This is a genomic window from Leptospira selangorensis, assembly GCF_004769405.1.
GTDB lineage: Bacteria > Spirochaetota > Leptospiria > Leptospirales > Leptospiraceae > Leptospira_B > Leptospira_B selangorensis.
This window is the reverse complement of sequence record NZ_RQES01000024.1, coordinates 146,759-162,666: the sequence shown is the minus strand read 5'-3', so window position 1 is coordinate 162,666 and position 15,908 is coordinate 146,759. Positions and strand designations below refer to the sequence as shown.

Here is a 15,908-nt window from a genome sequence, read left to right as displayed (position 1 = left end):
AAGTGGTTCCCAGGCATAGACCGAAGAATTCGCTTACTATCAAAGCGGATCTTCTTTAATCGATACCCCCAAGGATTTTTAGAGACCAATTGGAGCGAAATCCGGCAATCCTTGGTGGCCCACTATTCTCTTTGTATCGTAATCAGTTTAATCACCTATTTCCTGCCGAATTCGCGGGACTTCGAAGATGAATCTCTTATCCTTCTACAATCCAGCCGAATCACTTTAATTGTTCTTTCACTCATATTTTTATGGAGACATGCACGTAAGAAGGATTGGGTCCCTAAAAAACTGGAGTTCTACAAAGTATGGACTTCTTCCACACTTCTGATCTCGTTCTTTCCTTTCCTTTATTCCGATAAGGTTCATTACGATGTCTATCTTCACCAGGCATCCGCGATCTTGCTTAGTATGAACCTTCTTCTTTGGTTAACCACTACCACTGCCGTTGCCACAAACCTTGCATTCTGTTTGATGTTCTTAGGCGTATGCTACTTGGGAGATTCTCCTGTAGAGGCTATGCAAGAATTCCCTATCCTTCTCACCTATTTGTTTGTAGGAACTTTCGGGAATGTGATCATGAATTATTGGAGAACTATGGATTACCGTGATAAAAGAAAATTATCCGGGGCGGTTCTAAGACTAAAGGCAAAAAATCTTCATATCAGAATGATCTCTAACTTGGATGATCTTACTGATCTTTATAATCGCAGATATCTAATAGAACAATTCGATATATTTAAGAAGAGAGCAAGACGTCACAAGTTCCAAATGGCACTTGTGATCTTGGATCTAGATCATTTAAAAGAGATCAATGATAAATACGGACATATGGCAGGAGACGATGCTCTCCAAACTCTTTCCGCTGTCATGAAGTCAAGAGTTAGATCCACCGATATTTGTGCACGCATCGGTGGAGATGAGTTCTGTGTTCTCTTAGATTCAGTAGATCCTAAAAGTCTAAAAACTTTATGCGAATCTTTGCGGAAAGGTGTAGAGTCTCATCCGCTTTCTATCAGAGACTCGAATGATAAACCTGTGAATATCACCGTATCCATAGGCGCAGCTATTCTTTCTTATGATGAAGATTTTACTTTCGACGATCTATACCAATCCATAGATTCAGGTTTGTATAAATCCAAATCCTCCGGTCGGAACAGAGTTACTATAGTAGAAGCTACTAAGCTAAATACTAAGGTTGATCTTTCTGCTTCTTGGCCAGAGGAAGTTCGTATATATAAGTAAGTTCGCAGTATTCTCCGTCGCCAAAATACTTTTGTTCTTTTTGTTCTAGGAAGAATTGTCTATGTTTTTGGTCTGATTCTAACTCATCCAATCTTTGGGTGACTTGCAATTTTGCAGCTTCGCAGGAAGTCTTTTTCATCTTAAAAAAATCCTGTTCTTCTACAGAAGGAACGGAGGCTTTTCCTATCGCTATGAATTGATATTTATGAGGGCCTAAGGTTTTTACGCTGACTCCGGTATCCATATGGATCCTTTCTCTATGAGAATCCAAACAATTCGATATACAGAATATAAATCCGCAAATCGCGGATAACTGCAGTATTTTAGAGCTCAAAGATTTTTTCATTCTTCCCCCGTTCGAATTCTATCTATTTAGGAAGGTTAACGGACTTAAGTCACTCGGATTTTTGAAAAAAATTTACAATTTGAAAAGAAATGATCAGACAGCTGAAAGTTCTCTTCCCTCGTATCTTTCGTAATTATAGAGAAGGTCTCTTCTTTTAGGCGTAAATCCACCTTCTTTCAAGAACTTGATAGCTTCTTTTTCGGTTTTCAGACCGAAGGAACGTAACACATTCTCCTCGATCACCACGGAAGAAATATCATCCGCGCCGCTTGTAAGTGCCAACTGCCCTACACCTTTTCCAAGAACCATCACAGAAGTTTCAATATGTTTAATATTATCTAAGAAGATCCTACAAATCCCAAGAACTTTCAGATACTCTTGGGTAGAAACCACTCTTACTTTAAATCTTTTGGTTTGAGGTTGGAATGTCCAAGGAATAAAAGAAAGAAATCCTCCAGTCCTATCTTGCAGATTGCGCACGACTGTGAGATGTTCTATAACTTCTTCTTTCGTTTCTTCCGAACCGAAAACAATGTTTGCACTTCCTAGAAGTCCTGCTTCATGACAGGTTTCCATTGCACGGACCCACTCTTCGGTGCTTGCTTTTTTAGGAGAGATGATGTTTCTCATTCTATCGGTTAAAATTTCCGCACCCGCGCCAGGAACGGAATCCAAACCTACTGATTTAAGAATTTGTAAAACTTCGAATAAAGATTTACCCGTGATCTTTTCTAAATTGATAATTTCTACGGGAGAGAATGCACGTATATGCATGTCAGGATATTTGGATTTTACAGTAGAGATCACATCCAAATAATAATCGAAAGGAAGATCAGGATAAACTCCCCCCTGCAAAAACATTTGGTCCGCTCCTTCCGAAACGGCATAATCCATTTTTTCTAATATTTCTTCTTTAGAAAGTACGTAACCTTTTCCATTCCCTATCTCGTCCATGAAGGAACAAAAATTGCATTCAACATTACAATAATTGGTGTAGTTCACCACTCGGAACATTGTGTAGCTGGCACTAGTATGAGGTAGAACTCTCTCTCTTAAAGTTCTAGCAGTTGCCATAATTTTTAGATGGTCTCCGGACTCGTACAACTCCAGCGCCTCTTGGGGAGAAATACGTTCTCCATCTAGGGCTTTTTCTAATATAGAATCTGTGGAATGATTTGGGAATATTCGGCTCATCTGGATGGAAAGTTTTCTTCCTTAACTTCTTCAAAGTTTTCTATTTCTTCAAAAATGCACGTCCTTTTTAAATCACATTCTCATTTATTGCGATTGAGTCGCAGTTAAATATGTACACGATTTAAGGGAAGAAGGGACCGGATCTTTTCTGAACATGTAGGAATTCCTACAAAGAGACTAAGTATCTTTTTTCCTGGACAGGGCGCCTCCTAATCAGTAGCCTGCTATGAAAGACCATCCAAATACAAAGGGTAACCTGAAAAACTATGGCTATTTCTCAAATCGCCTTCCACGTGATCTTCACGGCTCTATTTATAGTAGCAAATGTTGTATTCGTTCGTGCCGTTCTCTACAGATTGAATCTTGTATTTAATGCTAGAAAGGCAAACGGAACCGAAAACTTCCTGGAACATAAAAACTGGGGATTCCGGATCAAAAGTTTCGTATTAAACGTAATCTTACAAAAAAAGAACTTCAAAGAACCATTACGCGGTATCATGCACGCATTCGTATTTTACGGATTCGTTACTTACTTACTGCATACTACCAGCCAGTTTATCTCCGGTGTATTTGGATATGCGTTGGATGATCCTTACAAATTCACCTTAGTTGGAAGCTTATTCGGAGAAACTGCAAACCATTATTACGAAGCTGCTCTTCAAGTAGTTTCCATTTTGGTATTAGTAGGACTTGGATTCTTTGCATGGAGACGTTGGATCCAAAAAGCAAAAGGATTAGATGTTCATTCTCCTGCTTCCGCAATCGTAATCGGAATGATCTCCATACTCATGATCTCTACCCTATTGGGAGAAGGTGCAAGAGCAGTTGGAGCAGAATACGCAAACCCGTTCCATGATGCGGCTCCAATCGCTGCAGGTATCGGAGCTTTCTGGGAAGCGATCGGTGTAGAATATTCTTCCGCTGATCTTGTTTTCCAAATCATGTGGTGGACACATATTCTTTCCGTGTTCGCGTTCATGTTGTATGTTCCAACATCCAAACACGCACACTTGATCTTTGCGCCATTTAACTATTTCTTACAATCAGATACTCCTAAAGGTGCTCTTTCTAAATTAAATTTAGAAGATGAGACTGCTGTTTGGGGTGTTACAAGAACTGAAGATTTCCCTTGGCCAAACCTTTTGGACGGACTTTCTTGTATCGAGTGTGGTCGTTGCCAAGTGCAATGTCCTGCGAACCGTACAGGTAAAGTCCTGAATCCTAAAGCGATCATCGTGGAATTAAAACACGCGCTTATGGATAAAATGCCGGAAGTTGTAAAGATCAGAGAAACAAATCCGGAAGGAGCTGCAGACGCAGTTGCCGCATTAGACACTTCTGTGATCGGAAAATACGAAGGTCTTTCCGAAGAAGCTCTTTGGGGATGTACTACTTGTTACGCTTGCGTAGAAGCTTGTCCTGTTGGAAACAACCAAGTGAACGCGATCATGGAAATGAGAAGACACTTAGTACTTGTTGATTCTAACTTCCCTGCTGAATTACAAGGTGCATTCGTAAACATGGAAAACAACTCCAACCCTTGGGGAGTTGCTGCACACTCCAGAGCGGATTGGGCAGAAGGTCTTGGCGTTAAAACCATGGCGGAAGATTCCAATGTGGATGTTCTATACTGGGTTGGTTGCGCTGGAGCTTTTGACGATCGTAACAAAAGGATCGCTCAATCCTTCGTTAAGATTATGCAAAAAGCGGATGTTAAGTTCGGTATCTTAGGAACTGAAGAAGGATGTTCCGGAGATTCCGCACGTAGAGGTGGTAACGAATATCTCTACCAAACATTAGCACAATCTAATGTGGACACAATGAACGGATACAACGTGAAAAAGGTTGTAACCGCTTGTCCTCACTGCTATAACACAATCAAAAATGAATATCCTCAGTTCGGCGGAAACTTCGAAGTGATCCACCACTCCGAGTTCATCAACGAACTTTCTAAAGAAGGAAAGATCGACGTAGGCGTCGCAGAAGATGCAAATGCTGGAAAGTATACCTACCACGACTCCTGCTATATCGGAAGATATAACGACAACTACGAGAACCCAAGAGACCTGGTCAAAAAGGTTTCCGGTGGAAAACTTGCAGAAGCTTCTGACCACCACTCCAAAGGACTTTGCTGCGGTGCAGGTGGAGCTCAGATGTGGATGGAAGAGCATGGCGAGAGGGTCAACGTTAAGAGATCCAATCAGCTTCTGGATACCGGAGCGACTACGATCGCAACCGCCTGTCCTTTCTGTATCACTATGATCACAGACGGGGTAAAACAAGAAGGAAAGATCGAAGAAGTAAAAGTAAAAGATATCGCGGAATTAGTCGCAGAAAACTTGAAATAAGAAGAAGTTTAATATCTTTGAATGGGGAAGCCTCGGCGGTAACGTCGGGGCTTTTTTATGCCCGGACAAAAAAATAGCGGAATGTTTCCATCCCGCCCTGAATCATCTGGTGCAAATACATTATATACGACGGCGGGGACTTACGCCATACTACAGGAAATTATTTATTTTCTTTAGAAAGAAATTTCAGGTTATGAAACTAGACTGAAAGGATTAGAAATCCCTATTGATTGCCCGCATTTTCCTGCAATTTTTTCACAAACTTCTCATAGAGCCGATTTTCAGTATCTAAGAAGGTTTGTTGCCCATTGGTAAAGGGAGCGTGACCCTTCAAAGTGGATTCCCAAAGTATCTGCCCTGTTTCAATATCCACCCCTTTGAGGATAATTTCAGCCACGAAATGTTTACGAAGCCTGCGCCTTGCAACGGAATAATTGGTGATCTTTCCGAATACCGCAGAGTTTGCGTTCACTATTTTCCCTAAATTCAAACCTTCGGATTCGGTGATACCGGTCTTGCTCAAGGTAATTTCGTTTATCAATTTATCCAGTTTACCTCTTTCTAAAACAGTAAATCCGGCTTGGAATAATGCCTTCTCGGCCTTCTCCCTATTTCTTCCTGAAACGATCTTCTGGGAATTTTCCTGAGAGTCGGTTAACTCCAAACCTTCTGCAAATTCGAAAGGAAATACAACGTATTTGGAAGTTTTCAATTTAGAAGGACTTTTGCCTAAACTTAGCTGTACATCGTAAGAAGGAAGACTTCTACAATTACCGTAGAAAGAAATAAGTATCGCAGAAAGAAAAATTAAGATCGGAACTCGTCGCATAAAGCCGCCTAAAAGTTTATTTTTAGACAAGGATAAGAAGAGAATTTTAAAATTTCTTCCAAATAATTAAACCGGCGACTCTTTCTTTGTAGGAGCTCCTACAAACTCAAGAATACAATTCGACTTGCGGAAAATTTAGAACTGTGATAGGCGAATTCCTGAGCTCCCACGGGCCACTCCCCCCTCCCAAAGCCAGGGTGGGGGCGAGTTTTACCCATTCCCTCTATAACGCGGAATCCAGATTCACCAATGTCTATGTAAGAAGGATCTTAACTTTTAATATTCCTGATTCAGTTCAGAAACATCTTGTGTAGGATAATCCAATAACCTGATCTCAGGATTTTTCTTTTGGAAATAACCCTTCTCCCATTCAGAATCGAATAGAAGTGCCGCTCTTCCAAGACTATCAGTCACAAGATTAGAGCCTTGGGGAACCTTAGGGATATCTTCTTCAAGCAACCAGGAAGAGACTTGGTATGGAAGAATATTAATATTCGTAGGTGCGGAATATTCGTCTTGGAGCCTTCTTCTAAACACCTCGAACTGCAACTGGCCCATCGCACCGATCACAGGCAATCCTCCACCCACAATTTGAGAAGTGAATAAGTGAAGAATACCTTCTTCAGCCAATTGTTCGATTCCCTTTCTGAAACTTTTAAGAGCTCCTGTTTCCACACAGGAAAGAGTAGCAAAAATTTCAGGAGCGAATACAGGAAGAGGTTTTAGATCAGGAACCTTGCCGCTCGCTAATATATCTCCGATAGAATAAGTGCCCGGGTTTACAAGACCTATAATATCTCCAGGATAAGCCTCATCAACAGTGTTTCTATCCTGTCCAAAGAATGCAAAAGAAGAAGAAAGTTTTACAGCTTTTCCTAATCTTCCATGATTCACGTTAAGACCTCTTTCGAATTTGCCCGAGCATACTCGCAAAAAAGCAATCCTATCTCTATGAGCCTTGTTCATATTGGCTTGCACCTTGAACACGAATCCGCTAAAAGGAGTGGTAATCGGATCTAAACGATCTCCATTCTTTAACGGAAAATACAAAGGAGGAGGAGCGATCTTTAAAAAATGATCCAAAAATAATTGAATCCCGAAGTTATTCACTGCGGACCCGAAAAACACTGGAGTGATCTTAGAATCTAAAAATTCATCTAAAGAGAATGCAGCGATCCCTTCTTCTACAAGTTCTACTTCTTCCCTAAATTGTTTTAAGACCCAATCCTCGAACATAGAGTCCAGATTTGTATCTTCTATACCAGAACTCTGGAATGCAGACTTTTGGGAACCACCTGGGGTTTTATCGTATGTATAGATTTTTTTATCCACACGATTATAAACTCCGCTAAAATCCACTCCAGTTCCGATCGGCCATACCATTGGGATCGCAGTGATACCTAAAACTTTTTCGATCTCATCCAAGAGCTCGAACATCTTTTTGGTCGGGCGGTCCATCTTGTTTACGAATGTAACGATCGGGATCCCGCGGTCCCTACATACTTTAAATAATTTAATCGTTTGGGGCTCGACTCCCCTACCGGCATCTAACACCATCACTGCGGTATCCGCTGCGATTAATGTACGGTATGTATCTTCGGAGAAGTCTTCGTGACCAGGAGTATCTAATAAATTTAATACATGATTTTTATATTCGAATTGTAGAGCGGCAGAAGTGATCGAGATACCCTTCTCTTTTTCCATCTCCATCCAATCGGAGGTGGCAGCCTTACGATTTTTACGAGCCTTTACAGCACCGGCAAGTTGGATAGCGCCTCCGTACAGTAGAAGTTTTTCGGTCAGGGTGGTCTTACCCGCATCCGGATGGGCTATGATTGCGAAGGTTCTCCTACGTTTAGTTTCCTCTTCTACTATATTCTGGCCTGCAACGGTTTCCGACACGGTTCCCCTCTCTATTAGGAAACGTTTTTGAAACGATGGCCCTTGTCAGCATGAAAACAGGGCTTAATTCTTCACGGATTCGTATTCCTTCGGTAAAACAAGCGTAACCAAAAGGTCTTATTCTTCCGGCCGAATCCATTTCTTAGAAAGAAACTGGATCACGCTTTTTTCCCCGGAAAACACTTAGGGAGGGAGATTCATATCCCTCCCCCTTTTCCTTTCCTACCTATCAGAGTTTTGAGATTGTCGAATCTAGCTACGCTGATTTTCTAGACTGTAATAGTTTACCGGTCTATGGAAAGCCCTAAAATCAAACATCTTATCTCCTGGCAGGATTGGTCGGACGCAGAAGTCCTGGACCTTCTACAATTTGCTGTCCATGTGAAAAATCATAGGGCCAATTATCTGGGACATATGACCGGTAGGACTCTTGCTATGCTCTTCCAAAAGACGAGCACTCGTACCAGAGTTTCTTTTGAAGTGGCAATGACTGAGATGGGAGGACATGCAATCTATTTGGATTGGATGACTTCTAACTTTCTTCTTTCGGATATCGATCTGGAAGCGGAATATCTTTCCAGAAACGTTTCAGTTATCATGGCTCGGATGAGAAAACATGAGGAACTTTTACAGTTAAAGTCAGGTTCTCAGGTCCCGGTTATCAATGGATGTTGTAATAAATTCCACCCTTGTCAATCTCTCGCAGATATTTTGACGATCGTGATGGACAATCCTAAACCTATTAAGGAATTGAAACTCACCTATATCGGTGTCCATAATAACGTAGTAAATTCTCTTATAGGTATCACTTCCGCATTAGGTATAGAACTTACTCTTCTTACCCCGATTGCAGAAACTGAAAACATTGATCAGGACACTGTGGAAAGGGCTAAGAAGAAGGGCACAGTCCAATGGGAGACTGACCTTATCCGCTCCGTGAAAAATGCGGATTATATTTATACTGATACCTGGGTAGACATGGAGTTCTTCAATGATCCTGCTTTCGCGGATAAGAAGAAGGAACGTATGAACCTAATGATGCCTTTTCAGATCAACGAGGCATTACTCAAAGAGACTAAAGCAAAGGTCATGCACGATATGCCTATCCACTCCGGATACGAAATTACTAGAGAAGTAGTCAGAAGCCCAAGATCCATTATCTTCCAACAGGCAGAGAACCGCTTGGATGCACAGAAAGCGGTCATCCTACAACTCCTAGAAGCTTAAGGCATACCGCCAAAAATCCGTTGCCGGGAAGGCCTTTCCTGAAAACCCTGTTCTAAGACAGCCGAGCTAGGCTAAAATCGCAAAAACTTAAAAGGTACTTGTATGTCCAAATTACCACATCCTAAGGATGCATTATTCGAAGGAGAAAAACCTTTCCCTATCATCCCGGCCTGCGAACATTTTGCCGGATCCGAAAAACTGATCACTAAAGCTCTAGAGTTACAAAACAAACTCGGCGGTCTTTTCGACATCACCATGGACTGCGAAGACGGTGCTCAAACCGGAAAAGAAAAAGAACACGCGGAAATGATCGTCCGTATCCAAAACTCCGAACTCAATAAACATAATATGAGCGGTGTTAGGATCCACGATTATACCAACGCTTTCTGGAAACAAGACGTAGACATTATCGTTCCAGGCGCAGGAAACAAAATCGCATACATCACTATTCCTAAACCTACTAAAGCTTCCCAAGTGGAAGAAATGATCACCTATATCCAAGGCGCTGCTAAAAAAGCAGGGATCACTAGAGAGATCCCAATCCACGTTCTGATCGAAACTCACGGAGCGCTTGCTGACGTAGACAAGATCGCTGCTCTTCCTTGGATGCAAGTAGTTGATTTCGGTCTAATGGACTTCATCTCAGGACACCACGGAGCAATCCCTGCTTCTTGTATGAAAAGCCCGGGACAATTCGATCACGAATTATTAAGAAGAGCAAAAGCTTCCTGTGTTGCTGCTGCTTTAGCTCATGGAGTAATCCCAGCTCATAACGTTACTTTGGACCTGAAAAACCAATACCAAACTTATAAAGATGCTAAGAGAGCTCATGACGAGTTCGGATTCCTTCGTATGTGGTCCATCTATCCAACTCAGATCCAAGCGATCTTAGATGCGATGGCCCCAGACTATAGCGAAGTCCAAACTTCCGCTGCAATCCTTGTTAAAGCACAAGATGCAGAATGGGGACCGATCCAACACGATGGAGATCTTCATGACAGAGCAACTTACCGTTACTTCTGGGAAGTTCTTCAAAAAGCAAAACTTACCGGTATTGCAATTCCAGAGGAAGCAGCGAAAAGATTCTTCTAATCCTTTCACTAAACTTCAAAACGAAAAAGCCGCAGAATCCTGCGGCTTTTTTTATAGAATTCGTTTGTTGGAGCTCCAACATCCGACTCTTTAGATCTATTACTACTTATTAAACTTCTCGTTTAGTTTTCCGATCAGTTCCAACAAACTTCTTTCCAGATATTCCCAACCCTTTTTGTTCATTGGTTCCAAAGGCATTTTTTTTTGTAATTGTTTAAAACGATCGAATGATTCTCTTGCGAATTCTAAAAATCTTCTAGGAGTGATTCCCAATCTGTCGAATTGACTTTCATTACGATTGAATAGATCGGCAATTTTGTCCCCGTATTCTCCTTCCAGAAAATAATATCTGAGATCAGAGAGCGATTCGTCTATAGCCTTAAAAATTTTAGAGCCTGGCCCATCTTCCTTTCTAGGATCAACTTCAGATCCGACTTTATCGGACCCTACTATCCGGGCTGCTTTTGCTTTTTCGTTAAGGGCGATCTTTTGTAATTTCTCCCTCATAAGAACGTCGGGGAGAATTGTTTTCTTTTTATCCGCCAATTTTACTGAGGTCCTCAAAGCCGATTGTCCGAATTTTCGGACGGAAACTATTCTATGGACGTATTCGATTTATGTCCAGAAATTTCCGCCTATACTTATTATAACAAGATAGACGAAAAAGTTCTCAAAAATTCTTTCAAAGTTCAGGGTGATCTTTCTTTAATTTTCTCAATTCGCAGTTCTGGAGCCATTCACAACGAAGACAAAACATATCGTCAGGATTGTAGTCTCCAGGAGGACATAGATTCGTATTCTCAGCTTGTATAGGAGAGAGAATATTTTCTTTCTCCTTTGCGTCAGAAATTCCATACAGTTGACTTAAGAGTTCTCTGTTTTTTCTGACCTGTGTCTCAAAAGGATCTCCTAGATTTTTAGGACGAACAATTACCCTTTCCTGATTTTCCTTAGGCCTTTCCCATCTTTTTACAAAGATTGGGGTTCTAGTTTTTCCACCGAACTTTTGTAAGCCAAGAAGACTGAATAGACCGAAGACTGCCCCACCCAAATGACCGGAGTTACTCATCATCCCAAAAAAACTTTGGGACATGACTCCACTAGAATGGAATTGAAGAAGATAGTAAGCATCTACGGAAAATCCAAAACCGATTAAAACCCAAGGAGCAAATTTTGCTCTTACAGGAGGAAACACGAATCTCGCTTCAGGAAACATCAGACTGAATGCGGCAAGCACTCCGAAAACTCCACCACTTGCACCTACGGTGGCAGAATGATAACTATCCCAAATCGAATTTTCCGGAACAAGCCCTGTCTTCCAACCTATATAAGAAAAAGACAAAACGAAAAGTCCCCCGCCTAATTGGGAAAGAAGATACACACTTAAAAATTTCCAGCCGCCAATATATCTACAAAGCCAGAAACCTACCGTAAATAGTCCGAACATATTCATCCCAATATGGATGAGAGAAGAGAAAAAATCTCCGCCGACCACATGCAGGAATCCATAAGTGAATACCTGCCAATACATTTTCTTTTCGATGACGAAGCTTGGGTTTAATCCGAAAAAGTAAGTAATAATTCCTCGTCCACCTTCCATCATAAGAAGTGCCCAGACGAAAATATTGAAGAATAAGACCAGATTCAGTGGATGAACTATCGAGAATCCGAAAAGCTTCGGACCTGAGGTCGGATTTCTCTTTGCCATTATGTAAGGATTAAAGGTACTGGTATCCTAGTCAAGTAGGCAAAGCCGGGGCGGGATCTGCCCCGGTTCGTCCTCATCCGCCGGGGAGTCGGTGGATGACTTCAATCACATTTTTATCATCGAAAAAACGAAAGGCCTGCTTTAGCCTCGGAGAGTAAAAAAATGAAAAAAGAGAACTTAAGGCCGATTTTTTGGGAGAAAGAAGGACTTAAACTTTTAGACCAAAGACAAATCCCAGGCAAAAAAGAATGGTTCACCGCTCAAAACTCCGAGGACGCAATTTTCGCCATCAAAGAAATGGTGGTGAGAGGAGCTCCCGCAATCGCCATAACCGGATTATTCGGTGCCGTTTTAGAATTAAAAAAGTTTTCTAAAAAACCGGATTACCAAGAATTCCAAACCTTACTTTCCAAAATCTTGGAATCAAGACCAACTGCGGTAAATCTTCGCAGAGCTTTCGAAGAGCTCTCCTCTATTTTTCCAAAAGAAGAATATGATAAGGTGTCTTTATCGGAACTCCAACAGAAGTCGGAAGAATTCGCAATCCATGTTTTCGAGGAAGATATCAGGAATAATTTAGCTTTAGCCAAGAATGGTGTGGGACTTTTTCCTCCTTCTCCTTCTAAATTAAAAATTATTACCCATTGTAATACGGGTGCACTCGCAACTGCAGGACATGGGACAGCACTTGGTGTGATCCGTTCTCTCAAAGAAGCAGGACATGATCTTACCGTGTATGCGGACGAGACCCGTCCTTACTTACAAGGTGCAAGACTTACAGCTTGGGAATTAATGGAAGAAGGGATCGAAAATTATCTGATCACGGACAGTATGGCCGGCTGGCTCATGTCTTCTCAGAAAATTGACGCAGTCATTGTGGGTGTGGATCGAGTAGCAGCAAATGGTGACTCCGCGAATAAAATAGGAACATATCCTCTGGCAGTTTTAGCAAAACATCATGGTATCCCATTTTATATTGCAGCCACGGAAAAGAGTTTTGATTTTAAGATCACGGACGGCTCTCAGATCCCGATAGAAATGAGAACACAAGACGAGGTCACTCGTTTGAATTTCTTAAAAAATGAAAAGGGAGAAGCAATCCTTTCGGAAGGTGTGATCGCTCCGGTAGGAGTAAAAGCTCTCAATCCTTCTTTTGATGTGACTCCTGCAAATCTAATCAAAGCCTTTATCACGGAGAAAGGAATTGTTCCTCCGGATAAGATCAAAGAGTTTTTTGGCTGATTATTTTTGAGGTTTGATGGCAACCATGGCGGCCTTGTCCTGCCCTGGTTGGAAACGCATCATAAAGGCGGACTGGAATTTTTCAACCTTCTCCACCTGTCTTCTATACTTAATGATACTTCCCTTATAAGAACCTTTGCGGACTACAAGCTGAACTTCCCCTGGATTAAATCTGGAAGACTTCAATACTTCCAGTTTTTGTTTCACCAGTTCTATAAACTTGTTCTGCTTATTGTATTCCTCGAAGACCGTACGATAGCCTTCTTTTTTATCTTCCGGGATCTGGCCTCTGGATCTTTGGACCATCTGTTTGATCTGTTGCACCTTAGGTAGGATCTTCTCTATTTCCTTCTCCGCAACTTGAAGACGTTTAGTGAGATCTTGGAAACTTTTCTCGTTCCTAAAATGAAATCCAAGTTCCACAGTTACGTCCAGCTCTGCCTGAGAACCTAAAGTTGCACAAGTCAATCCCATATAAGTAGATACGGTAGAAGATACTAAGTTTCCACTGGATCCATTCAGGATCACATTACCAAGAGAATGGATTTTGGAGTTTAGAATAAAACCTTCGACAATAACATCTCCATCTACTTCTATCTCTGCGTTCTCAATGAACTTAGCGTAAAGATGTCCGCCGATCTTGATTACATTCTTTCCATCACCTTTGATCCCGCCGCTGACCTCTAAGTCGCGAGCGATGACTAGATCGGAAGTCTCCACATTTCCTTTTACCATCAAGTTCCCTTGGGTCTTGATAGAAGTAGCTGCTTCCACATCACCTTTTACTAAAACGTTTCCGTCATAATTGATATTCCCAGTTCCGAGTCCTACGTTGGAATCGATCTGCAATTCTTGGGAAACAGTGATAGAAGATTCAGTGGAGAAAATAGCGCCGTTGCAAGTAGCAAAATATTCTACCAAGGGTTTGTTCTCTTGGACCAGACCCTTCTCTTGGACATTCTTACCGATAGTAAGTTTAGGCCTTCTGATGGGAGGAGGAGCGATCGGTTTTCCGAAAACATCCATTCCCGGTTTACCAGGGATACCTTCGAATAATGTTGCAAGTTTCTCCCCTGCTTTCACATAAATATATCTTTCAATGTTTCTATAATCGGCATGACCATCTTCGCCGATCTTGACCCTTTGGGCTTGGGGATGATAAAATTTTACCCAGCCATCCTCACCTCTTACAGGAGGAAAACCTTGGGCCACCACGAAAGAAATGGGAGAAAAATCCATCCGGCCTGTGGATGCTTGTAATTGTTTTAATGCGCCGTAGATATTATCCCCGATGATACGATCCTGGGAAATATCCTTATTATGAAGATATTCTATAACAATGCTAGTGGAAAGAGCCCTTCCCTTGATCATCCCGGGACGAATCGTTAGATCGGCGCCCAGATTATCCGAACTGATCTTAAGAGAGAATACACTCTCCCAACTTGTCTCTTGATCTGATACACCCGAAGTTTGCTCTGTACTCACAACCATACTACCTAGCTAACAATTCAATAAGAAGTTTCCTCCGCCTTTTTTTATCACGGAAGAAATCCTTTCTCGAAACCTTCTGAAAGTTCCGAAAAAGATCATATTTGAACCCGCAAGGTTATTCCTTTTCGCGTTTTTAACAATAGAGACCACTATAACCTTTCGCTCCGAATATACAAGGGTCCGGGGCATAAAAAAGACGCAAGGGTCCTATCTCTAAGGACGGAATATTTTCAGAAAATATAACGTAAACAATATTAGAGACCAGAATTTTTTAGAAAAAATCCCCATAGTCCAGCAAGCTTCGGGATCTCACCTAATTGAGTGTAGAAAGGAAGATGGTCCCCATGTGTGATCAATCTGGACCTTAGGATCACCTTCCACTCTTCCTTCCCGTTCCCTAAAGAATCGAATAATTGCTCCGATTCGTCCGGAGAGATCACTGGATCGTCCGATCCATGCAATAATGCGATAGGCGCCTTCCAATCAGAGAGGAAGTTTTTAGGAGAATTACGCAAAATGAAGTTAGGCGGCAATACGGATAGAATAGGCTCTACTAAGCTCATCCTAAATCCAGGCTCGGATTGGACCCCGTATACGAAATCCTTTTCCTTCTGGTTTAGCTTTTTCAGAAGTTTGGGGGACTTCTCCTCTTCTCCCGTCCTTTTCAATCCATTGTCTAGGGCTGCTTCAAAATAGAATTCTTCTAATTTGGAAAGTTTGGGCCTAAGCTTAGAAATATAATTATATAATAAAACATGAACCGCATAAGGATCCACATCATAGTTGGATAGAATGAAAGGAAGAGTATCCGCGAAATCAGAATATGTTCCAACGAGTAGAGCGGATTTTAGATTTTTCTGTTCTTCCTTTCCGGATAATGCCACCATTCCCATTCCAGCGGAGAAGCTTGCAGATAAGAAGGAGATTGCCAGGCCTTCTCTTTTCACGATCTCTTGGAATAAGGATCTAATATTCGGGACAGTATCCACTGAGATCTCGAGACCTTTCACTTCCTTAAGTTCAGGAAGATAAACAGTAGCACCCGTATTCTTTAAATGTTTTGCAAGAGTAAGGATTCTTGGATCATCAATCCCCCGATTGCTCATCCCATGTTGTAGATAGATCACGGGAGAATTCTCAGGGCCGGGGAATATTTTGGTCCTGAAGGATAATTTTTTAGAAACTTTTAAACTTTCCTCCCGTATCTCGGAATCGGGAGAATCTATCATGTCTGCGTATTTGAGTAAAAATGGGAGTCCCTGGAAAGAGTATCGAATCATGCAA

The 15,908-nt window shown here is 41.6% G+C and carries 13 protein-coding genes; 5 read left to right on the top strand and 8 right to left on the bottom strand.

Annotated elements, in window-relative coordinates; all coding sequences use genetic code 11:
- Positions 1 to 114: 114 nt before the first annotated feature.
- Positions 115 to 1,245: a GGDEF domain-containing protein gene (locus tag EHO58_RS18680; RefSeq protein WP_244241237.1), complete on the top strand. Its 1,131-nt coding sequence runs from the start codon at positions 115 to 117 to the stop codon at positions 1,243 to 1,245.
- Here the strand turns inward: EHO58_RS18680 and EHO58_RS18675 are convergent.
- On the bottom strand, positions 1,193 to 1,591 hold the full coding sequence (locus EHO58_RS18675; protein ID WP_135680914.1) for an LIC11299 family lipoprotein: 399 nt from the start codon (positions 1,589 to 1,591) through the stop codon (positions 1,193 to 1,195). The genes EHO58_RS18680 and EHO58_RS18675 overlap by 53 nt on opposite strands.
- A 93-nt stretch (positions 1,592 to 1,684) precedes the next feature.
- Positions 1,685 to 2,785 carry a cyclic dehypoxanthinyl futalosine synthase gene (gene mqnC, locus EHO58_RS18670; RefSeq protein ID WP_135680913.1) on the bottom strand — a complete coding sequence of 367 codons (1,101 nt, stop codon included), beginning with the start codon at positions 2,783 to 2,785 and terminating at the stop codon, positions 1,685 to 1,687.
- 266 nt (positions 2,786 to 3,051) lie between these two features.
- Between mqnC and EHO58_RS18665 the strand changes: the two genes are divergently transcribed.
- Positions 3,052 to 5,133, top strand: coding sequence for a (Fe-S)-binding protein (locus tag EHO58_RS18665; RefSeq protein ID WP_135627312.1), 2,082 nt, complete (start codon positions 3,052 to 3,054; stop codon positions 5,131 to 5,133).
- A 223-nt stretch (positions 5,134 to 5,356) separates the two neighbouring features.
- On the opposite strand, the gene EHO58_RS18660 is transcribed toward EHO58_RS18665, so the two are convergent.
- Together EHO58_RS18660 and EHO58_RS18655 are read right to left on the bottom strand one after the other, a co-directional pair.
- Positions 5,357 to 5,962 carry a CsgG/HfaB family protein gene (locus EHO58_RS18660; RefSeq protein ID WP_135680912.1) on the bottom strand — a complete coding sequence of 202 codons (606 nt, stop codon included), beginning with the start codon at positions 5,960 to 5,962 and terminating at the stop codon, positions 5,357 to 5,359.
- Between the two features lie 276 nt (positions 5,963 to 6,238).
- Positions 6,239 to 7,864 (bottom strand): peptide chain release factor 3, encoded by a 1,626-nt coding sequence (locus EHO58_RS18655; RefSeq protein WP_135680911.1) that lies wholly within the window; start codon positions 7,862 to 7,864, stop codon positions 6,239 to 6,241.
- 294 nt (positions 7,865 to 8,158) lie between these two features.
- Here EHO58_RS18655 and EHO58_RS18650 point away from each other — a divergent pair, with 294 nt between their 5' ends.
- Together EHO58_RS18650 and EHO58_RS18645 are read left to right on the top strand one after the other, a co-directional pair.
- Positions 8,159 to 9,091, top strand: a complete 933-nt coding sequence (locus EHO58_RS18650; protein WP_135627315.1) for an ornithine carbamoyltransferase — start codon at positions 8,159 to 8,161, stop codon at positions 9,089 to 9,091.
- A gap of 102 nt (positions 9,092 to 9,193) precedes the next feature.
- Positions 9,194 to 10,183, top strand: coding sequence for an HpcH/HpaI aldolase/citrate lyase family protein (locus EHO58_RS18645; protein WP_100724582.1), 990 nt, complete (start codon positions 9,194 to 9,196; stop codon positions 10,181 to 10,183).
- Between the two features lie 102 nt (positions 10,184 to 10,285).
- Here the strand turns inward: EHO58_RS18645 and EHO58_RS18640 are convergent, their stop codons facing one another.
- A complete protein-coding gene (locus tag EHO58_RS18640) occupies positions 10,286 to 10,729 on the bottom strand; it encodes an LIC11177 family protein (RefSeq protein WP_135627439.1) in 444 nt (147 codons plus the stop codon).
- Between the two features lie 136 nt (positions 10,730 to 10,865).
- Positions 10,866 to 11,891, bottom strand: coding sequence for a rhomboid family intramembrane serine protease (locus EHO58_RS18635; RefSeq protein WP_135680910.1), 1,026 nt, complete (start codon positions 11,889 to 11,891; stop codon positions 10,866 to 10,868).
- A gap of 162 nt (positions 11,892 to 12,053) precedes the next feature.
- Here EHO58_RS18635 and mtnA point away from each other — a divergent pair, with 162 nt between their 5' ends.
- Positions 12,054 to 13,133: an S-methyl-5-thioribose-1-phosphate isomerase gene (gene mtnA / locus EHO58_RS18630; protein ID WP_135680909.1), complete on the top strand. Its 1,080-nt coding sequence runs from the start codon at positions 12,054 to 12,056 to the stop codon at positions 13,131 to 13,133.
- On the opposite strand, the gene EHO58_RS18625 is transcribed toward mtnA, so the two are convergent.
- Entirely contained in the window at positions 13,134 to 14,624 is a 1,491-nt protein-coding gene (locus EHO58_RS18625; RefSeq protein ID WP_135627318.1) for a DUF342 domain-containing protein, read from the bottom strand.
- Positions 14,625 to 14,878: 254 nt separating this feature from the next.
- Positions 14,879 to 15,904, bottom strand: a complete 1,026-nt coding sequence (locus tag EHO58_RS18615) for an alpha/beta hydrolase family protein (protein WP_135680908.1) — start codon at positions 15,902 to 15,904, stop codon at positions 14,879 to 14,881.
- Between the last annotated feature and the right edge of the window lie 4 nt (positions 15,905 to 15,908).